The following is a 19,731-nucleotide window of genomic DNA, read 5'->3' as shown; positions in this document are numbered from 1 at the left end:
GAAAGCGATTTGCGCCGTCCTCCGGTTCGCCCGGGGACGCTCCGGTTTCATTTCGGATGAATCGGGTAATAATAGGGTGACTTGAATTCGGATGATACGGACGGAGGGAGTTTCATGCGAAAACACCATGTCTGCAACCGGCGGTTGCCGCTGCGCGAAGCCGGCATGCTCGAGTTCGCTTCGGACGATCCCGAAGTATGCGCCGTATTGGACGAGCTCGCGACGCAGACAAACGGCGGCTCGAACGAAAAAGTCTGGGCGGCGACGTACGAGGAGCCCGCGCCCTTGCTCCGCCTCGTCACCGACCTGCAGCGCCGGCTCGCGCCGGAGCAGTACCGCCATCTGCGCTGCAGAATTACGTACGAGGACGGAGAACCCGAACCGTTGCATTCCGCGGATAAGGATCGCCTTGCCTCGTACGAGGACGGAGAAGGCTGGGAGTCGGTCGAATTTTTATTTTCGCGAATCGGGAACGACCGAATTTCCGATTTGATTTTGCATCGCCGCTTCACGAGTTTCATGCAGCCGATCGTACGCCCGGACGGCGACCTTTTCGGCTATGAATTTTTGCTGAGGCCGCTGCCCGAGCATCCCCCGTTCCGGCCGGCGGAATTGTTTTCGATCGCCCGGGAAGCGGGCCTGCATTCGTTCCTGGACCGGGAAGCCCGCAACTCGGCCATTCGGGTCGCCGCCCGCCATGCGCCGAACGGAGTCAAAAAATTCGTCAACTTCCTTCCTTCGTCGCTCGAGCACCCGTCGGCTTACTTGAAGCCTACGATCGGCCTGATCCGCGAATACGGGCTGGATCCCGCCGATTTCGTGTTTGAAATCGTCGAAACCGAGGAGCTGAGCGACATTCGCCATCTTTCCGGCATTTTCGACGCTTACCGCGAACAAGGCATTCGGCTCGCGATGGACGATTTCGGGGAGGAAGATGCCGCAAGCGAAACGCTGGAAATCTTAAGACCCGAGTACGTCAAGCTCGACCGAAGCCGGGTTCAGGGCTGTCATGCGAGCGGCTTCAAACAAGAGCAAATCGACCGAACGCTCGAACGCGCCTCCCGGTTTGGCGGGATCGTGCTTGCGGAGGGAGTCGACGACGAGCGGGATTGGCGCTATTTGCGCGATAGCGGCATCGCGCTGCTGCAAGGCTATTTTTTCGGAAAACCTTCTCCCGTTCCGATTCCCGCCCTCGTCGGCGTTTAAATAAAAACAGGGGCGAACCGTCCGCCGTCCCGGCGGCGCGATTCGCCCCTGCGCGCTGATCATATCCACGCTTTCAAATTGACCTGACGAATAAATTCGTCGCGGCTCATCACTTCTTTGTCTTCTCCATCGTCTTCCGCGGACGTTGCGTCGCCGTTCATGACGCGCCTGAACAGTTCCTCGTTGCGCGTCGCCAGCGCGAAGTCGATGAGCGCCTCCCGCTCGATTCGCTCCGCTTCCAGCTCCAGCAGCTTTTCTTCCCGCTCGATGTCCCGGGCCGAAACGTAAAATTGGCGGTTTGCTTTCGGTACCCGGATAATATAATCAAACACGCTGTCGTTGTTTCGGTCGTACGCGATGATGTATCCGTAATCTCCCACGGGAAGATTCTGTTCGAAACTGTCGCTTAGGATGACGATTTTTTCCCCCAGCTTCATCATGTCGTTCCCCTCCCCCTGATGAAAGCGCTGATGCTTCTATCCTACTAGATAACGGGGAGCATTTGCAAATTTCCCGCTTCGTTCGTTCTTCTTCGCCTCTTGCTTTCATATATATTCGCGCCGTCCGCATGGAGCACTAACTAACTTTAAGTAAGCACAATATATACTTATTAAGTTGCGCTGTCAAGATGCGATTCGAAACGGATGCGAATGCCCGCGGCCATCGAGGGGGAGGGCCGTCATCGGGCGTTTTTCGGCTCAGCCAAAGATCGCGACGATCAAGCAGGATAAAAAAGCGATTCCGGCCAGCGGCGTCATGATCCGTTTTTCTTTCTTGCTTTTGGATAGGGAATTGGCTATCGTATTCAACCCTAAATAAACCGTAAAAAACCATAGCAAACCGCGGGACCACTTTGCGTTCAGCCATTCGGGAATGATGGCCGCCCGCTGCAAAACGACCAGTCCGAAAAAGAGGATGACGCAGGCGGACAGAAAACTGAGCAAACGGAATGGTTTCGGCAAAATCCCTTTGCGATATCCCCCATCGTCAGTTCTCCCGAAGCCAACCCGAGCGCAAGCAGGATTTGAATCGCGAAAATGACCAGAAACACGACCGCGCCGATGACCGCCGCTGCTCGAACGAGCTGTTCGTCCAATATAGAGCCCTCCCGACCGTTTGTCTGTTCCGAATGACTTTCATCCCGTAGTATAGCCTATGACCGCCGGAACGGGCTCAGTCGGCGGAACGAGATTTGCCGCCAAATTCAAAAAAGCGGGACAGGAACCGTCTCCTGCACCGCCGGCTTGGACCGAACGCGCGAACTCAATAAACGAGCTCGGCCGATCCTTTCAACTCCCATTCGATCGGCGCGAGCACGCCGAACAGCCTCGGGTAGGCCACATGGGCGATCAGCACGACCCCCGGCCGCCGCAGCGTCACTTCGAAGCCGTACTCCGCGTTGACGTAAGTGTACGGAAAATCGACGTCTTCATTGATGACGCGGAACTCCCGGATTTCGACCGGCTCCCGAAGCATGCTGCCGGGCTGCGGGGACAAGTCGCCGAGAAGCCGAAGATTCGTCCGCAAATAGGAAAGAGCCTCCGCCGAGGCCGCTTCCGCATCGATCGAAACGATCCCCTGCTCGAGCTTGTCCCGGTCCAATTGCTGGGCGGCGGCATGCGCGGCCCGATTGACGGCTCTCTTTCCTTCGTACAGCATGCCGATCGCCATTTCCTCGTCGAGCTGCATTGCGTGCAGCATCCACCATACGACGATCATCAGCACGCTAAAAACGAGCTTGTGCATGGGCTCCCTCCGCAACGCCTTGGCAATTATCGTTCGCCTGTCTTCGCCTCCTACGGCACATATTCGCTCATCTGCATTCCCGAAGCGGCGATTTTGGCGTCGGCATCGGGAGGCTCGACTCCGATCAGCCGATCGATGTCGAGAAGCTGCTCGTACGGGTAGCGAATCGTAAGCTTTAGCCCGACGCCGCGCGGAAGCGGCGCCGCCGCATTCCCGGCCTCCGCGCCGGTGGAAGACGCGACTTCGTATTCGAGCCCTCCCGGCCGGAAACCGAATTCGGAAAGCCGGGCCCGGGATTCGGCCAGCATCGCCGGGCCGATGTAGCCGTAAGCGCCGCTTGCCCCCACTTCCAGCAAGTAGTCCACCTCCTGCTGCAGCAGGGCGTGCCGGACGACCAATACATGCTTGTATACCGGAGAAAACATCAGCCAGCAAAACATCGCCGCAAACAAAATGAACACGAGCAGCTGCTTCACGGGCTGATGCGGGAAATGGCGCCCGCCATCGAACTGCCGGAATTCCGGATATGCTCGCCCGTTCCCTCGTCCCCGTCCACCGCGTTTAAATAAAGGACAACCACCGTCAAAATAAGCAGCATCGTCATCAGCATCTGCCGCATCCCGCGACCCTCCTTTCTTGATCCTGCCCGCGAGCGGGCCCGCTTAAGGAGCCAGCGATCCGAGCGTCGTGTTGGTCGTCGTGCCTTGCGTCTCGATCCGATCCCTCGTCCCCGTGCCGTCCTGGGCGATGACATTGGTGAACATCAGCGCCACAACGATCAGCATCATTACGGTTATCAAAATATTTCTCATCCGCCTGTCTCCCTTCGATCTTTTTTTCATGGCCGCTACGAGTTCAAAGCGTCGAACAGCTTTTGCGACTCTTGAATCCACGGATACAAAAAGATTTGAAACGTGTAAAGAATCGGAATTCCCGCCAGCACGAACAGCCCGTAGGATGCCGTCTCCTTGCGTCCGGCTTTTTCGATTTCGATTTTCGCTTTATACTCCTTGACCATTTCGCGGAGCAAATGGTAGACTTCCTCGCTTTCGCCGAGCCTCAGCGACCGGATCGTTTCGGCAAAGCCGTAGGATTCGCTCGTGCCGAGCCGGTTTTTGAAACGGACGAGCGCGCCGTCCGCGTCGTGGTACCACTCGTTGAGAAGCAAATGCAAATCGTGGCGAATGACGCGCGCGTAAGGCAAACACCTCGTCAGCTTGCCGTGCAAATGCAGCCGGGAGCCCGAATAGTACAACAGCTGGCTGCTGACGGCGACCAGCTCGTGCCGGATGCGATCCGTGCGGTACCGCCTCGCCGAAGACAGCATCGGCCGATCGGATGCCGTCAGCAAAAACAAAAGGCCGAGCGGAAGCGTGGCGTTCCATGCGATTCGGTCGGGCATCGGCGTCAAGTCCGCCATGATCCACATTCCGGCAAGCGCGACCGGCAAAACGCCCATCAAGCTTCGTCTCGCGGCCAAATAGACGGCCGGATCCCAGCGAATGCCGCAGCCGAGCAGCAGCACTCTTCTTTCCTGAAGCGCCGCGCTGTCCCGGTCGCAGCCGGTCAGCTTGAGCCACGACTTCGGCGGCTTCCGGCTTTTCCACGTCCGCCACGATACCCGCCACCTCGGACGCCGCCAAAAGACGAGCCGGAGCAGCATGCCGAACGCGACGGCGACGAGCACAAATTGAACGCCCCAGCCGACAATCCCGAACAAGCCTTCACCGTAGGTCAGCTTTCTCCCTCCTTTTTTCGAACTTGTCCCTCCATTGAACCGGTTGGCGGCCTTACAGCTTTCTCCGCGACAAATACAGTCCCATCAGGAACGAACCGAAGATCAGGACGACGGCCTGCAGCAGCATCGATCTGCCGGTCGGATCCAGCACGTAATACAGGTAGCTGCTTTCCGGGTTCATGCGGAAGTTGATGCCGACGAACAGCAGAAGAAACAACGCCGGGGTGAAATTCGCGATGCGGATTTCCAGCAGCTTGTGGCGTTCGACCTGGTCGTCCAGACGAGTCCGCCGCATATCGTCGACCAATTCCCGCAGGTTGTCGGAAATGTCGTTGCCTTCGAGCAGCGCGACCTTGATAATGCTGCAAAAGTACTCCGCCCACACATGCCCGACGGACAGCGAAAACCTTCGCAGGCTGCCTTCGTCGTCCCCGATCACGCTCAAATTCCGGTAGAGCTGCTCGAATACCGCCTGAATCTCGCCTGGCATCCGCCGCTCTTCCACCGTTTTTTGCAGGGCAGTGCGGACATGGCGCCGTCCGGTAACCAGGTAGCACTGATAAAACAATTCCATGGCGGGCAAAAACTCCAGCCGCGCCGCCATCTGCCGATTCGTCAATCGCAGGAGAAGCCAGCAATACGGCAACAATGCGAGCATCGCGGCGAGCAGCAGCACGGATAAAAACGTACGGAAAAGCAGCAAGCCGGCGGCGGCGCCCGAAAGTCCGAGCAGCAGCGAAACGAACGCGAACGTATCCGGCCCGATCGACCACCCGACGGCGGCCAGCCGGTCGCCGATATGGGCGTTCAGCTTGCGGAAACGGGCGCGTTCGGAATGGCCCTCCCGAGCCCGGACCGGCTCGCGCTTGAACGACAGCCTCCGCTTTCGCGCCGCGCGATCCGCGCCAAGCTCGAGTCCGCCGCGAATGGCCGCGAACAAAGCGACGAAGAGAACGAAAACAAGCAAGGCGGTGCCGGCCGCGATCATTCGCGCTGGCCTCCCGATTGCCGAAGCCAGGCATAAGCTTCCGCGTCCGCGCGCCGGATCCGCTCCCAGCCTTTGGCGGAAAAATCGAGCGGAAACCGCCACTCGCTAGCTTCCTCGTCAAAGCGAACAAGCTCCCTTACGGCGACTTCTCCCCCGGACATGCCGAATTCCCCGATGCGCGTAAGCCTTCTTTTCCCGCCGACGATGCGCATCTCGAAGCCGATCTGGGTGACGTATTCGGCGATCCGCTTCGTCAGACGGACCGGATTCATGCCCCGACCGTCCAGCATGCACATGTCGGTAATCGCCTCCGGCACGTCCTCCAGGCTGTTCGCGTGAACCGAAGTAATGCTGCCTTCGTGCCCCCGCGTGCAGGCCCGCACATAAATGTTGGCGTCCTCGTCGCGAATTTCGGCGTGGCATATTCGCTGCGGCGACTGCCGAAGGGCCAGCTTGAACGCTTGCCGCGGCCCGTGCGCCGGATCGTCTTCTTCGGCCTCGTACTCGACGACGTTCTTGTCGGGAAAATCCCGCTGCAGCCTCAGCTCGAACCGCCCCTCGATCGTCACGATCCGCTCCTCGTCGGGCATCGCCGCGATGAGCGCTTTGATGAAGTGCGTCTTGCCCGTATTCGTGGCGCCGATGACGACCATATTGAACCGGGAAACGATCAACGCGCGCAAAAGTCTGGCGATGCGGTCGTCTATCGTGCCGTACTCGGGAAGGCTGAGCGTCGCCAAATCGAATTTCCGCACATTGTAAAAACGAATCGTCAGCGTCGGCTGCGCCGTAAAGCCAAAACCCGTCATCGTGACCCGCGATCCGTCGAGCAGCAGCACTTCGGCCCACCGCTTGCGCGGACTGATGCGGTCGTTGTTGTACAGCACGAGGTTCTGCTGAATGCGTTCCACCTGGCTGACATGATCGAACCGATACGGAGAAGCGACGGCCCGACCGTCCCTCACCTCGAAAATGCGGGTGCCGACGACTTGAACCTCCTCCAGGCCGTTCCGGTCGCGAAGGACAAGCTCGAGGACGTTCAGCCCGATCACTTCGGCGAACAGCGCCTCCGCAAGCGTCCCGTACGGCAGTTGCGCCACCGGAACGTGCTGCAGCCGCTTTTTGATAATCCAGTCCGATATGATCGCTAGCATCTCGGACCGTTCCCGAGGAAAGCCGAGCACCGCCCGGTTTAGCTTTTCCGCGTATTGCTTGCGCTCTTCTTCGCTCCACCCCCGGGGCAGCGCCAGCATATGGCGCACCTCCTCCGTCAAGGCGAGCAATTCCGACCGTCCGCCGGTCGGTTCCCCCGCCGGCCCCGGAATTCCGCCGCCCTCCGCCTTCAGCTCCGCCGCGTAAGCCGAAACGGAAAATCGCTTTTCGTCCAACGTATCGGGCTGCGGATTCATCGGCTTCCTCTCCTGTGCATCAACAGCCGCCGCACCCACGGACGCTCCGTTCGCCGCAGCCGTTCCGCCCAGTTCAGCTTCTTCAGCAGCGGGTCCGCCACCGCATCGAACGCCGACGCGTTTCTCTCCTCCGCGGCCAGCCACTCGTCCAGCCGTCCGCTGTCGAGCTGCAAATGGACGCTCTCCTTGAGCCGAAGCTCGGAAAACTCGACGGCTCCCGTTTCCTTGCGGATCTCCTTCATCCCGTAACCCCCGAATTCGGTTGTCCTCCCATTACAACCAATCGGAATCCCTCCTTTGAAAGTCCGAATAACGCGCCGACCTGCTCGGTCCATCTGCGAACGTCTTCCTGAAAATGCGTCAGGCTGGACGTCGTGACGAGAAACCGTTGATCCGCTTCGCGCATGGCGCATACGGTGGCGGCATTATCCCAGTAGGCGCTCACGTCGGCTATCGTCAAATCGAACGCTTCCCTTGCCGCCCCGAGCAGGCGCTCGATCTGCTCCGGCTCGTAATACTCCGCCTGGTCCCTGGCCATATTGCCGAACAGGACGTGCACGCCGTTCAGGCGCGAAGGCGCGAACGCGTATTGGCGAAGCTTCGTCCCGGTCAGCGTGCCCGCCTTCAGCTCCGGCCTCAAGCCGTCCAGCGTCACTTCGGGCTTGTCGATGCCGAGATAAAGATGCGTCTTGGCGCTTTTCAAATTCAGGCATAAAAAGCCGACGCGCTTGCCCGAAACCGAAGCGATCCGAAACGCCGTACCGAAAGCCGCCAGCGTTGTGCCGATGTTCGGCGTCGAGCCTGCGAACGCCGCGATATGCCCCGCCTTTTCGATCATCCTAACACCTCCTCTCCTAGCGCCCCGAACGTCGAAGCGTCGAAAGCGATGATCAGCTTGGCGTTTCCGTCCTTGCACGCCTCGTCGAGGGCGAGCCACTGCTCTTCCGTCAAATTCAGGTTGACCGAATCGATGCTCCCGTTCGCGTCGCGCCGGGAAGCGTACATCCGCGCCTTGTCGCCTTCCGCGAGCGACATCAGGTTCGAGTTGTCCGGATCGTCGATTTCCGCATTGGCCGACGTCTTGACCGACGCGACGACGACGGGTTCTTCGAACATTCTCCGGGAATCCGCGTCCTTGGACGAAACGTACACCAATGCCCGGTCCCCCGCGCGAATGCCGTTCGATACCGAAATGACGTATTCCCGGGGAATCTGGAACGTCGCCTCGCCCGGTCCCGGCAGCAGCGGGTAGCGGTCGATCTTCCAGTCCAAAATCGGCTCCTCCGTTCCGAGCGGAGCATGCGTCTGCATGCCCGCGACGTCGGAAGCATGGGAAATCATCGAATCGGTGACGGCGCTGCGGGGCAGCGAAATTTCGGTCAGCATGTCCACGTCGAGCGTCGAGCCGGCCGGAATAAACCGCTTCGGCGCGATCACCGTCACGGTTTCCTCCGCTTGAATTTGCCGCAGCTGCAGCACGTAGACGCCGTACACCACGATTCCCGACAACAAGGCGGCGGACAGACTGAGCGCGATTTGCCGTCTGCGGTTCACCTCAAACCTCCTTCTCCTGCCGAAACAAAAAAGAACGCCGACGAAGAGAGCTTTCGCTCTCCAACGTCTGCGTTCTTCGCAGGCCACGTGATATAGTGCTTGTTAAGGCCAATATAGCAGATGAACCGCTGTAAGTAAAGGATTATTTTTCTAATCTTACATAAGGATTTCCTGTTCGTTCTTCGCCGATCGTCGTTTCCGGCCCGTGCCCGGGCAGGACGATGACCGAATCCGGCAGGGCGTACAGCTTGTCGCGAACCGACCGGATTAGCGCTTCGGAGTCGCCGTAAGGCAAATCCGTCCGGCCGATGGAGCGCCGGAACAGCGCGTCCCCGGCGAACAGCAAATCGCCGCAGCGCAAGCTGACGCTTCCGGGCGAATGGCCCGGCGTGTGGTAAATCTCGAACGTCTCGCCGAGCAGCTCCAGCTTGTCCCCGTCCTTCCAGGAGCGGTCGGGCGGGGCCGTCGACACGGGGGCCGTGACGTCGGTCCAGCGGAGCGAGCCGTTAAGCCCGGGATCGGCCAGCCACTTCCGCTCCGCTTCGTGCAGATAGACCGGACAGCCGAAGCGCTTGCGCACTTCCTCGACGCCGCCGATATGGTCGAAGTGGGCGTGGGTAAGCAGCACGGCCTCCACCGTCAAACCCTCGAGCCGCCGCAGCAGCGCGGCGTCCGGCATCCCCGGGTCGATGACGGCCGCGCGCGTGCGGGTTTCGTCAATCAGCACGTAGGCGTTCGTCTGCAGCGGTCCCAACGTGAACTTCTGAAACGTGAACATGGGCTCAGCTCCTTCAGACGGCGGACAAAATATCCTGCAGCTCCCGCAAGATGACCGGCGTGTAGTCCGTCCGTTCTCCGTAGCGCTTGCCGATTTCCCGGCGGGCGGCCGCCAGGTTGTCCTGGTAATCCGCCGCTTCCCGGTCCGGATTGTCCTGCTTGAACGCGATCATCACTTCCTGCACCTGCTGCGGGCGCGGTCCCCATTTTCCGAGAAGGTGGCCTCCCGTGTCCGTGATGAGCACGATCGGAATCGACCGTCCGCCCAGCGTCAAATATTGATCGATGAGATCGGTATGCTCCTCGATAATATAAACCTGCGTCGGAATTCCGCCCGCTTCCGCCGCGCGAAACGCGATCGGAACGCTGCGCAGCGCGTCGCCGCACCAGTCCGCGGTAATGATCATGCAGCGGAGATCGTCGCGGTTATTAAGAGATTCGAAAAATTCCCGGGTTTCCTCGTCCGGCCACTCGAACTTTTCGTAGTTTTCCGCGAACGCCTCCTTGTTTTTCGTCATGCCGTCCATAAACCGGCTCGGCGACAATCCTTTATTCCATTTCTCGGCCAGCAATGCGCTCATCAGCCTTCCCTCGCCTCTTCTTCCAATTTGAAATTCTCGTTCCATTGTAGCAAATGCGGAGAACGTCCCTCAACTCTCGCGGCGCGCGGACCGGATCCGGCAGGCCTTGGAGAGCTTCGTGCCGGCTTGTCATGCCGGGGCGGACAGGCGCATACACTTTCGGTAGGACGAGATTCATCAACGAATCAAGTTGAAGAGGAGAGAGCGGGATATGAGCAAAATCGTGTTCATCAGCAAAAAGAGAATTCAGTGGTACATCCTGCTGGCGGCGGTCGTCATCATGGCTGGAGCTTACGTAGGGTGGCAGCAAACGAAGGCCGCGACGGCGCCGGTATCCGAAAATACGCAGGTGCGGCATGTCGTGACGGGGGAGTTCAAGTCGACGTCCGCGAACGGGAAAGAACTGGAGTCGTACGTATGGAGCCCCGGCAACGTCATCGTCAACAAAGGCGTTCCCGTCGAACTGCGCATTACCGGCATCAACGGGCAATCCCACCCGTTCGTGATCGAAGGGCTGAACATTTCCGGCGAAGTCCAAAAAGGAAAAACGGCCGTCGTCCGCTTTACGCCGGAAAAAGCCGGCATCTACCCGATCATCTGCACGACGCACAACGATCCGGCGACCGGCGTGCCGATGGTCGGCTACCTGATCGTACAGTAACTTCCTGTTCCTCTCCGGCATAGGCTGCAATTGGGGAGAGGATGCCGTTTGAAAACCGGTCGGGAAAAGCATGCCGCCTCGCTGCCGACCGCGCGCAGCATTCGCCGCGCCTGCTCCAAGGAGCTCTACCGGACGGCCAAACGATTGAAGCTTTACGTGCCTCCCGCGCAGCTTGAGCAGTCGGAGCAATTGTATGCGAAGCGGGTCGTCGAAAATTTGCTTTGGGTGCACGAAAACCGAAGCGACCGCAAAAAGCTCGCCGACTGGTGGGAACAGGAGCTGAGCGCGGAAATCGCGGCGATATGGAACGTCGACCGCGCCCGGCTCGCCGCGGCCTTCCGCGACGCTTTCGGCGGGTGAAAAACGAGAGGCCGGCCCGAGCCGCAGATTTTCGTCTGCCGTTCGGGCCGGCCTTTTTTCCATGGTTTGGATTCGTCATTTCGCCTCTCCGCCCGCCGCCGCGGGTCGCGGGACTTCCGATTATCGCTTATCCGTTAGGGTTGCGCAACGCGGAAAGCATGCCTTTATAAATGCCGGGCGTCGAATCCGGAATCTCGATGGCGCCGGCCGCTTTGGCGTAAAATTCCTTCGGCCCGACTCCGCCGATCGCGGCATAGCCGTACCCTTCCGCTTGCATCGCATGCAAGCAGGCCAGAAGGATCGCTTTTCCGACGCCTTTGCCCCGCGCCGCCTCCGACACGCCGGTCGGCCCGAAAAATCCGCGGCAGGTCGCGTCGTAGCAGCCGAATCCGATCAGCTCGCCCTTCTCTACGGCGATCCAGCAGCTGACGGGAACGCGGGCGAACGCAGCCTCGCATTCGTCGACCCAGCTCGGCCGAAAGTTCTCGCGAACCCAGGCGGTCACTTTATGTTTTTCGGGCACCAGCCCCCGGCGGATTTCGATGCCGCTTTCGGCCAGCGTCCGCAGCAAGACATGGTGTTCGGGCAATTTGTACAAAGGAACCAGCATGTCGCTCATTTCGTTTCACCTTTTCCCCAAGTTGTCGTCACGAGTTTAAGTATAAGCGGGATGCCCGTCCGAACGGAAGACCGAAATTCCGCCCCGGAAGCGCCGTGCCCGTTGTTGCAAGCGGACCGGGCCGCGGAAGCAAGGGAAGGCAACCCGCCTCGGGAGCCCCCCTCCCCCCCTATTCGCCGGCCTCGCCTTTCAAGGTCTCGCCGTATTCGTTGGATTTCGTCAACGTGCGGTTGGCAGGATTTGAATTGAGTCGTCACGACTCAACCGGATCGTTTGCGTGGGCGCGAAGGGGGCGGGATGCGTCATTTTGACTCAACTGCGTGCGGCTGGATGCGGTTGGCGGGTTGAAATGAGTCGTCACGACTCAACTTGATCGTTTGCGTGGGCGCGATGGGGACGAGATGAGTCATTTTGACTCAACTGCGTGCGGCTGGATGCGGTTGGCGGGTTGAGATGAGTCGTCACGACTCAACCGGATCGTTTGCGTGTGCGCGAAGGGGACGAGATGCGTCATTTTGACTCGACTGCGTGCGGCTAGATGCGGTTGGCGGGTTGAAGTGAGTCGTCACGACTCAACCGGATCCGCGGATGGCCCGCCGACTTCCGGTTTGGAAGGGGATTGCGCGGGACTGCAGGGATTACGTGGAATGACGAGGGTTCGACGAAGCCTGGTTGGAATTTATCCAACCAAAATCGGCTTTTTCGCGAAACTTTTCGGCTTCGTTGGATTTTGTCCAATCTGGCGAGGCCTTTCCGGCGTTTTTGCCCAAATTCCAGGTTGCTCGTTGGATAAAATCCACTCTGGACAACGATTTCCCCTTTTTACGTTTCCTTGATTGGACAAAATCCAACATAGGCCCCCCCTGCTTAAACGTTCCCCGTCCGATGTCCCCTAAGCTTCCGCAAAACTCTTTAGCAAGGCGAAAAACTCGACATTCCGGTAAGCAAAAAAGCCCCTCCGAACCCCCGCCGGTCCGAAAGGGCTTGCGATATGCGGTTTTAGCCGATAATGACGAACGTCTGCACGCCGGCCGGAATAAATCGGGTGCGAAACAGGACGCCGTTTCTGTTGAACGTCCGAAGCGTGTAGCTGACGTTGGTCAGCGTGCCGATGTTGTTGAAGCGGACAACCCCGAAGCTGTCGAAAAAAGCGGTGCTGACGAGCACGTTGTTCCGGGTCAGGCGGGCAAAGAACTCCGTCGTGTTGAACGGAACTCCGTTGCCCTGAACCCACTCGACCGTCAGGCGGTTAAACGTCGGCAGGCTTGTCGACTGTTTTCGAACTTTGCCCGCGGGGAGGGCTTTCAGCACTTTGGAGCGTTTCCGATCGGCCTTCGGAGGCACCGGTCGATTGGCCATTGGATGGATCACCTTCCTTAAAGGTCTGAATCCAATGTATGCGAAGCCGGCGGACATGCTCACGTCAATCTCCCAGAAACCCAACGGCGAAGGCACATTTTCGCTTGTTCCGTTACCGTTCGTTCCGTTCCCGCAGCAGGGCCTCCGCCTCTTCCTTCCAGTCTCCTTCTTCTTCTCCCGCAACTTCTTGCAGCATGGCCGCCGCCTCCGTTTCGCGATCGAGCAGCAGCAGCGACTTGGCTGCGTTGACCTTGGCGCCGGAGAACAGGTTGTCCCGCTTCGCGAACCACGGGTTGTCTTCGCCCTCGTATTGGAGCCGGTACAGTTCCCGGTACCGCTCGAAAAACTCGACCGCGGCCCCGGCGGCTTCATGGGCGGCGGACGGTTCCCCGGCGTCGCTCAGCCTCTCGGCGAGCCGGGTCATGCGGGCAATCGCGGCGTTTTGCGCGTCGCGATTGAAGCGGTCGAGACGCAGCCCCTCGCGCAAATGCTCGCGCGCGCGGGCCGCGTCTCCCAGCTCGGCGTAAGCCATGCCGAGCGCAAGGGCCAGCGACGGCGAATGCGGCTCATGCCGCAGCCCCGCCGTCAGCAGCTCCGCTCTCTCCCGCGCCGGCAGGAGAGAGGCCAACTCGAGGCGAATCCGGGTCCATTCCGGATTCGCCTCGAGCGCCGCGCGCAGCTTCGCTTCGCGCGCGGGTCCGGCCGCGGCGGGCGCGTCGGCGTACGCGCGGGCCGCGGCCAGGCTGTGCCAGGCGGCGGGCACGGCCGCCGCGGCGCAGCCGAGCAGCAGGGCGGCGGGGATCAGCCCCGCCAGGCCGCCCGCGATACCCCGGCGCGCCGGGCGCCGCCGGGGAACGGCCGCCGCCCGCGCGAAGCTCTCGCTCCGGCCGGCGCCGGACGGCCCCTCGCGTGCCGGGTCGTCCTCCGCCGCCGAATGCAGCGCGATCCAGGTCAGCAGAAGCAGCCAAGCGAAGCCGTACGACCAATCGAAATCGATCGCCGAATGGGCGAGCAGCACCGCCGCCGGTCCCCACGCCCTGTCCGCTTTTTTCCGCAGCCGTACAGCGAACCAGATGAGCATGCCGAGCAGCAGCAGCAAGCCGACGAGCCCGGCGTCGATGAGCACGTCCAAATAGCCGCTGTGGACTTCATTGCCGATGTAAGGCTCCTGCCGGTACAGCCCGACGAGCGTCCGCCAGCTCCTTCCCCCGGCGCCCAGCAGCGGATAATCGGCAAAAATGCGAAGCGCGTCCGCATAGTACAGCTGCCTCGCCGACGCCGTTTCGAATTGCCCGCCGACGCGGGCGCCGTCCGAGCTTCCGCCGACGAGCAGGGAATACGCCAGCGCGATCCCCGCCGCCAGCACGAGAGCGCCGCCGGGGACGGTCGTCAGCCGGGCGGAAACCCGTTTGCCGATTTCCGTTCGCGCCCGCGCTCCGCCGCATAGCGGAAGCACCGCCAGGGCGCAGGCGCCCGTTGCGATCCCCAGCGGCCATGCCGCGTTCCCCGGATCGCCCGTTTTCATCGCTTCGAACGCGAAATGCGCTGCCGTCGCGGACAAGCCGATCGCCGCGCCCGCGGCGGCAAGCCCCGGTCCCCGGCGCCGGCGCGGCTGCAGCAATATCGAAAGCGCGAAGCCGAACAGGAGCGCGAGCATCGATCCCCGCGATTCCGTCAGCAGCACGGCGCCCAAATACGGCACGATCGTCCACGCGGCGACCCGCTTTTCCGCCCGGCTTCCGTGCAGCAGCAGCTGCCATTGCGCCAGAGCCCAGGCCGCCGCCACCGCTCCGAACGCATTCGGATATTCCAAAAATCCGGCCAGCCTCGCTCCGGTAGACGCAAGCTCGGCGTCCCCCGAGCGGAACACAGCGCCGGGCTTGTCGATCCATCCGAACCAGCCCGCCCAGCTCCCGCCGATGACAAATAAACCGACGGCATGCCATGCACGCCAGCCGGTTTTCCGGTTTTCGTATGGAAGCAGAAAGCTTGCCAGCAGCACCAGCCAGGAGGCGTAGGCCGTCCAGCGGATAAAAACGTCGGCCGTCCCTTTGGCCGATTCCGGACCCGAGGCCAGCAGCAGCGCGAATGCAAGCGCCAATCCGAGCGGCGCGAACGCCCAAAGCGGCGTCCGGACGTGCCGGGGCCAAACGAAACCCGCGAGGACGACGGCCGCCGCCGCCGCGATCAACGCGATTTCCAAAAAATAAAAATCGGAATCGAAAAACATTCCGCTCCGCCAGGCGGACCATCCGAGCGCCGCGCCCAGCGCCAGCCCTCCCGCCGTTCTGGCCGTCCATGCTCCCAACCTGCTCATGCCATCTCACTCTTCCGCGGATTCCGATCCTTTAGTTCGTCGATTGCGAAGAGCCGAAGCTCCGTCTGCCGTTTTCCTTCGCCCGGCTTTTCACGTGCTTATCCACCTGCTGCCGGAGAACGAACGCTCGAAGCGGCCGCAGCATCTCGTTGTCCACTACGTTCATTCGCAAGCCGAGGTGCCATTTCCCTTCCGCCCGCTCGCGCCGCATGATTTCCAGATCGCAAGCGAACGTAAAGCCGAGATCGACGACCGCCCCGAAGCGGGACGCCTTCGTCAATTCCGGATGATCCCCGATCGTCAAGCCGATTCCGCCCAGGCTTATATCGCGAAGCGACGCCTCCAACGGGGCCGGGAGCAGCTTGACCTCCCCGTCCGTATCCACCACGCGCAAAATCTGCGCCTTTCCTTCCGCTTCCACCCGGTAAAACTCGCGTTTCTCCTGGAAACGCAAATGCAGGTTGGGCGGCTGAATAATGGCGATCGCGCCTTCGTACTTGGCAAAAACGATCGAAGCAAACGTATGAATGCCCGCCGGAGAGTATACCGTCAGCTTGACGGTTTCCCCGAGTTCGAACAGCTCGAATTCATGCAATTCGACTTCGAACAGCTCGCCTTCGACTTGAGTCATTACGCCGGTGGAGACGAAATTTTGTTTCTCAACGACGGTTCGGCAATGCAGGAGCACTTTCAAAGGCAGCCGCTCCTTCTCTTGATTGGCCGGGTCGTTTTTCGTTAATCCGCCGTCCCGAAACATACGGTTGCAGCCACCTCTCCCAAGTCCAAACGTGGTGCGGTCTTCGTCCGCCCGCTTTTCCACCATCATATCACATTCGGAGAAAGGTTTAAAATAAACCCGCTAGAGAGAGGAACTGGCGACGACCCGATTGCGCCCCTGATGCTTGGCCTCGTACAGCGCTTTATCCGCCCGGTAAAACAACTCCCGCAAATACTCCTTGATATCTTCTCTGCCTTCCGACGGCTCCTCGGTGACGACGCCCATGCTGACGGTAATTTTCACCTGCCGGTCTCCCGCGTCGACGGCGTTGTCCGCGATCGTCTGCATGATTCTCGCAGCCAGCGTTTCCGCCTGTTCCGCGTTCGTATGCGGCAAATAAACCGTAAATTCCTCCCCGCCGTACCGCGCCAAAATATCGGACCGCCGCAGCACGGAACGGACGGCGTCGGCCGTCCTGCAGATCACCTCGTCGCCGACGAGGTGGCCGTAAGTGTCGTTAATCTGCTTGAAATGATCGATATCGAACAGGAAAATGGAGAACGGGATCCGGTAACGGATATTGAGCAAAACCTCGTGCTCCAGCTGCTGCATCAAAAACCGCCGGTTGTAGCAGCCGGTAAGGCCGTCGGTGATCGCCATTTGCTCCAGCTTCTGATTGACGCGAAACAGCTCCTCCTGCACGGTGATCAATTCCAGATTCCGCTCGTGCAGCGCCTCGTTTTTCCGGTTCATCTCGTCGATCAGCTTCCGGAGCTCGGTCACCTCGTGGAACGTGACGACCCGCCCGAGCACGCTTTTCATCGGGCCGGCGACCGGCGAAATTTGCATCGAAATATACCGTCCCGCCGCATCGGGCAGCGACAGTTCGGTCTGGATTCTTTCTTCGGGATGGTAACGGTACCGGTACAAAAATTCCTTGACCTCCCCTTGCGGCTGAAGAGGAGCCAGGAAGCTTTCCATCGAGAAGACGTCGCCCTTTCTCGTCTGCACGAAAGGGCTTGCAGCCTTGTTGGCGGCAAGCACCTTCCCATGCTCGTCGACGATCAAAATGCCGATGGGCATATGCTCGATGATATCGCGTTGGGCCAAAGAAAGCGTATCCGACAACCCGTAACGGTAAACGGCGACGGTAAAGCAGCAGCACGATAGCAAAATGCCGGCCGACGTAAGTCCGGGCACGACGGGCAGCCACTTGTTCAAGAGAACGTTTACGAGCAAATCCATGACGGTAAAGCCCGACATGACGAACATCCCGATCAGCGCGAGCCCCAGCTGCTTGCGCTGATGGACGGAACGGACCTGGCGAAAAGCATGGAACATCAAAATCAGCGTAATCGACAAATAGCATAATTGAACGAGCACGAGCATCCAGAATAAATAACCGTACCGGACTTCGTCCGAATTCGGGGCCAAATTCAAAAATTCGTTTCCGGGGTTCCAGATCATGGCGGCGACCGTGACCGCGGCCGGAATCAAATAGAGAACCGCCTTTCTCGCATTCAACTGCGCGGACAGCTGCGTCAAAACGAGCACGAAAAACAGCCATCCCGGCCCCAGCAACCCGATGGCGGCAAAAGACAGCTTCAGATAAAACAGCTTGAATTCAAGCAGTTCAGTCGTCTTGGCGCTGAACTGTCCAAAAGGCCAGAGCATCAATACGAATTGAAACGCCAAATACGCTTTGTGCGTCCGGGTGATGCGATTAAACGCGATAACGCCCGCCAACATGGCGAACAAACAGACAAAAAGTACAAAGTCAGGCCGCAGGAGTCCCAATTCGGCTCACCTTTTCACCTTTTCTGCCCCCAAAACTATGGGACTTTATTCCTTCATTCTACCATAGTCTAGTTTTTTCCAACAATAACCTCCTTTCAATTTACGAATAATTATTATCGAAGGAGGGAACCCATTTTTTCTATATAGGGCGAAATGCCAAGAAAATCCCGGAACGCCTCGTATTCCCGCAAAGCTTCGGGATCGGGCGCGGCTCCTGTCCGTACGGCGCGGATGAGCACGTTTTTCGGCGTATGCTCCAGATCGATAAATTCGAGCAGCTGCGTCCGATACCCGGACAGCTCCAGCAACTGCGCGCGTACCGCATCGGTCGCGAGCGCGGCAAACCGCTCCTTCAACAGCCCGTGCTTCAGCAGCGGCTTTAAAAGTCCGGTGATTTAGGTCAGTTGTAACCGTCTCTTCGGCATAAAAAAAGAGGAAAACAACCCAACCAGCGCCGAAATGAGCAGGTCCGACACTGCCTCCATCATCACGGATTTCGGTTTTGGACATGCCAAAACACCGGTTTGTGGTCGCTTTTTCTTAAACCGGCACAGTCTTTTCAGATTTTGAACGATGGCCGTGAGCACCGCCTGCTCTTGCATGCAGTCCAATCCACGGCTCCGTGCGCGGCCCAGGCCATGCGCGACTTTGCTTTCGGCAAACACATGCTCGCACCGCGTCCGCAACTTTTGCAGATGACGGTAAGAACCCATAAGCTGAATTCGTTTGGCTTTGTTTCGAATTTGGATTTCCCGGATTTTGGCCAGCCGTTTGCGTTGTTTCTCCGGATCGTTCGTTTGACGTTTCCAAGCAGGTACATCTTCCAGTGTCAGGTTGCGAAGCGAAACCAGGGGAACAATCCCTTGCTCGAACAACGCTTGCAGATAATCTGTCGTACCGTAGGCTTTATCGGCAGAAAGCGTCCGAATCCGGATTTGCGGATGGGCAAAACGGATCGCGAAGAGCTGCCGCAAGCTCGTTTCACGCTCAGCCGTTCCGGACGCGATGCTCGCTTGCGTAGACAGAATGACGCCGGATTTGATATCCGTCACATCATGCACCAAATACCGCAAATGCGCTTCCTGACCGTTGCTCTTTTTGTACAAGCGGGCATCCGGATCCGTTACGCTGCGGTGGGTCTTGTTCGAGAACGTTTTGCCATGAAAATCTTCATGCGTCGCTTCGTCTTCCAGCAGCCGCTCTTTTTGCGCGGGCGGTGCGGGCGGCTGTCGGTCATCATCGGAATCATGGGCGACACCACCGGTCTCTTCATCTTGCCGGGCCATGCGAGCCAAATAGTCTTCAATCGACTCCACCGGGGCCAGGGTGATTTCTTTCAAGCTGTGAATGGATGCGTTGGCCCGTACCTGGGTGCCGTCGACGCCGACATGCACATCGGGTTGGACCAGTCCCGCGGCGATGCACTGATCGACGACATGTTTCATCAGCTTCTCAAAAACACCGTGCGTTCGCCACAATTTCCGGGTCTTCACCAAGGTCGTCCGATCCGGCAGGGACGGCCGCGATGAGTCCGGGCGCACGACGGATTCGAAATCCAGTCCGCAAAACCACAAATAGCCCGCATGCATGGGCAACAGTTGATACAATTCCCGTTCGGAATGGTTGAACAAATACGAAAGCAGCATCAGTCGAACCATCCGCTCCGGGTCAGCCGCCGGGCGGCCGGTACGTTCCGTATATAGAGGCGCCACCCAATCATGAACGATGGAAAAATCAAGCGCTTCGTTCAGTTGGCGCAGGATGTGCTTTTTCGGCACGAGTTCATCCATATCCACGAATTGGAACATCTGAGGCTGGATAGCCGATGACTTGCGGGCTTTCATACCTAATCACTCTTTCGATAGTCGTGTTACGATATTAATTCGACAAAACCGTGATAA

The 19,731-nt window shown here is 59.4% G+C and carries 24 protein-coding genes and 1 pseudogene; 3 read left to right on the top strand and 22 right to left on the bottom strand.

Going from position 1 to position 19,731, the window contains the following annotated elements; translation table 11 throughout:
- The first annotated feature begins 114 nt into the window (after window positions 1-114).
- On the top strand, window positions 115-1,206 hold the full coding sequence (locus JW799_RS15545; protein ID WP_205430585.1) for an EAL domain-containing protein: 1,092 nt from the start codon (window positions 115-117) through the stop codon (window positions 1,204-1,206).
- Between the two features lie 59 nt (window positions 1,207-1,265).
- On the opposite strand, the gene JW799_RS15540 is transcribed toward JW799_RS15545, so the two are convergent.
- From JW799_RS15540 to JW799_RS15475, 14 genes are all read right to left on the bottom strand, one after another.
- Window positions 1,266-1,646 (bottom strand): ATPase, encoded by a 381-nt coding sequence (locus tag JW799_RS15540; protein ID WP_080834519.1) that lies wholly within the window; start codon window positions 1,644-1,646, stop codon window positions 1,266-1,268.
- Window positions 1,647-1,904: 258 nt separating this feature from the next.
- Window positions 1,905-2,168, bottom strand: coding sequence for a hypothetical protein (locus JW799_RS15535; RefSeq protein WP_205430584.1), 264 nt, complete (start codon window positions 2,166-2,168; stop codon window positions 1,905-1,907).
- A gap of 301 nt (window positions 2,169-2,469) precedes the next feature.
- Complete coding sequence (locus JW799_RS15530; RefSeq protein WP_080834525.1) at window positions 2,470-2,952, bottom strand: hypothetical protein; 483 nt, start codon at window positions 2,950-2,952, stop codon at window positions 2,470-2,472.
- Between the two features lie 50 nt (window positions 2,953-3,002).
- Window positions 3,003-3,413, bottom strand: coding sequence for a hypothetical protein (locus JW799_RS15525; RefSeq protein ID WP_245809685.1), 411 nt, complete (start codon window positions 3,411-3,413; stop codon window positions 3,003-3,005).
- Window positions 3,414-3,424: 11 nt separating this feature from the next.
- Window positions 3,425-3,571 (bottom strand): hypothetical protein, encoded by a 147-nt coding sequence (locus JW799_RS15520; protein WP_176220701.1) that lies wholly within the window; start codon window positions 3,569-3,571, stop codon window positions 3,425-3,427.
- Between the two features lie 43 nt (window positions 3,572-3,614).
- Window positions 3,615-3,764 (bottom strand): hypothetical protein, encoded by a 150-nt coding sequence (locus tag JW799_RS15515; protein WP_176220702.1) that lies wholly within the window; start codon window positions 3,762-3,764, stop codon window positions 3,615-3,617.
- A 35-nt stretch (window positions 3,765-3,799) separates the two neighbouring features.
- Complete coding sequence (locus JW799_RS15510; RefSeq protein WP_205430583.1) at window positions 3,800-4,672, bottom strand: hypothetical protein; 873 nt, start codon at window positions 4,670-4,672, stop codon at window positions 3,800-3,802.
- A 70-nt stretch (window positions 4,673-4,742) separates the two neighbouring features.
- Complete coding sequence (locus JW799_RS15505) at window positions 4,743-5,678, bottom strand: type II secretion system F family protein (protein WP_240353299.1); 936 nt, start codon at window positions 5,676-5,678, stop codon at window positions 4,743-4,745.
- On the bottom strand, window positions 5,675-7,087 hold the full coding sequence (locus JW799_RS15500; RefSeq protein WP_080834530.1) for an ATPase, T2SS/T4P/T4SS family: 1,413 nt from the start codon (window positions 7,085-7,087) through the stop codon (window positions 5,675-5,677). Before JW799_RS15500 ends, JW799_RS15505 begins: the two co-directional genes overlap by 4 nt.
- Window positions 7,084-7,329, bottom strand: a complete 246-nt coding sequence (locus JW799_RS15495) for a hypothetical protein (RefSeq protein WP_205430582.1) — start codon at window positions 7,327-7,329, stop codon at window positions 7,084-7,086. The genes JW799_RS15500 and JW799_RS15495 overlap by 4 nt, the downstream gene beginning before the upstream one ends.
- Window positions 7,326-7,925, bottom strand: a complete 600-nt coding sequence (locus tag JW799_RS15490; RefSeq protein WP_205430581.1) for a CpaE/TadZ family protein — start codon at window positions 7,923-7,925, stop codon at window positions 7,326-7,328. Before JW799_RS15490 ends, JW799_RS15495 begins: the two co-directional genes overlap by 4 nt.
- Entirely contained in the window at window positions 7,922-8,641 is a 720-nt protein-coding gene (locus JW799_RS15485; protein WP_080834533.1) for an RcpC/CpaB family pilus assembly protein, read from the bottom strand. Before JW799_RS15485 ends, JW799_RS15490 begins: the two co-directional genes overlap by 4 nt.
- A gap of 142 nt (window positions 8,642-8,783) precedes the next feature.
- Window positions 8,784-9,419, bottom strand: a complete 636-nt coding sequence (locus JW799_RS15480; RefSeq protein WP_205430580.1) for an MBL fold metallo-hydrolase — start codon at window positions 9,417-9,419, stop codon at window positions 8,784-8,786.
- A 13-nt stretch (window positions 9,420-9,432) separates the two neighbouring features.
- Window positions 9,433-9,999: a thioredoxin family protein gene (locus JW799_RS15475; protein ID WP_080834536.1), complete on the bottom strand. Its 567-nt coding sequence runs from the start codon at window positions 9,997-9,999 to the stop codon at window positions 9,433-9,435.
- Between the two features lie 211 nt (window positions 10,000-10,210).
- On the opposite strand from JW799_RS15475, the gene JW799_RS15470 reads away from it, so the two are divergent.
- Window positions 10,211-10,660 (top strand): cupredoxin domain-containing protein, encoded by a 450-nt coding sequence (locus tag JW799_RS15470; RefSeq protein WP_080834537.1) that lies wholly within the window; start codon window positions 10,211-10,213, stop codon window positions 10,658-10,660.
- Window positions 10,661-10,708: 48 nt separating this feature from the next.
- Window positions 10,709-11,020: a dehydrogenase gene (locus JW799_RS15465; RefSeq protein ID WP_080834539.1), complete on the top strand. Its 312-nt coding sequence runs from the start codon at window positions 10,709-10,711 to the stop codon at window positions 11,018-11,020.
- Window positions 11,021-11,147: 127 nt separating this feature from the next.
- On the opposite strand, the gene JW799_RS15460 is transcribed toward JW799_RS15465, so the two are convergent.
- The 8 genes and pseudogenes from JW799_RS15460 to JW799_RS15425 form a co-directional block, all read right to left on the bottom strand.
- On the bottom strand, window positions 11,148-11,639 hold the full coding sequence (locus tag JW799_RS15460; RefSeq protein WP_205430579.1) for a GNAT family N-acetyltransferase: 492 nt from the start codon (window positions 11,637-11,639) through the stop codon (window positions 11,148-11,150).
- Window positions 11,640-12,277: 638 nt separating this feature from the next.
- Window positions 12,278-12,493: a hypothetical protein gene (locus JW799_RS15455; protein ID WP_205430578.1), complete on the bottom strand. Its 216-nt coding sequence runs from the start codon at window positions 12,491-12,493 to the stop codon at window positions 12,278-12,280.
- A gap of 145 nt (window positions 12,494-12,638) precedes the next feature.
- Window positions 12,639-12,998 carry a hypothetical protein gene (locus tag JW799_RS15450; RefSeq protein ID WP_139787153.1) on the bottom strand — a complete coding sequence of 120 codons (360 nt, stop codon included), beginning with the start codon at window positions 12,996-12,998 and terminating at the stop codon, window positions 12,639-12,641.
- A 112-nt stretch (window positions 12,999-13,110) separates the two neighbouring features.
- The gene (locus tag JW799_RS15445) at window positions 13,111-15,315 is read right to left on the bottom strand and encodes an O-antigen ligase family protein (RefSeq protein ID WP_205430577.1); all 2,205 of its coding nucleotides are present in this window, start codon (window positions 15,313-15,315) and stop codon (window positions 13,111-13,113) included.
- 31 nt (window positions 15,316-15,346) lie between these two features.
- Window positions 15,347-16,072 carry a PilZ domain-containing protein gene (locus tag JW799_RS15440; RefSeq protein WP_176220703.1) on the bottom strand — a complete coding sequence of 242 codons (726 nt, stop codon included), beginning with the start codon at window positions 16,070-16,072 and terminating at the stop codon, window positions 15,347-15,349.
- Between the two features lie 102 nt (window positions 16,073-16,174).
- Window positions 16,175-17,830: a histidine kinase N-terminal 7TM domain-containing diguanylate cyclase gene (locus JW799_RS15435; protein ID WP_275901466.1), complete on the bottom strand. Its 1,656-nt coding sequence runs from the start codon at window positions 17,828-17,830 to the stop codon at window positions 16,175-16,177.
- A gap of 113 nt (window positions 17,831-17,943) precedes the next feature.
- Window positions 17,944-18,216, bottom strand: a pseudogene (locus JW799_RS15430) (SAM-dependent methyltransferase); the annotation flags it as partial.
- A gap of 9 nt (window positions 18,217-18,225) precedes the next feature.
- Window positions 18,226-19,674 (bottom strand): transposase, encoded by a 1,449-nt coding sequence (locus JW799_RS15425; RefSeq protein ID WP_205428726.1) that lies wholly within the window; start codon window positions 19,672-19,674, stop codon window positions 18,226-18,228.
- Window positions 19,675-19,731 lie beyond the last annotated feature (57 nt).

This window comes from Cohnella algarum, assembly GCF_016937515.1.
Taxonomy (GTDB): Bacteria; Bacillota; Bacilli; order Paenibacillales; family Paenibacillaceae; genus Cohnella; species Cohnella algarum.
This window is presented reverse-complemented; position numbering and strand designations above follow the sequence as displayed.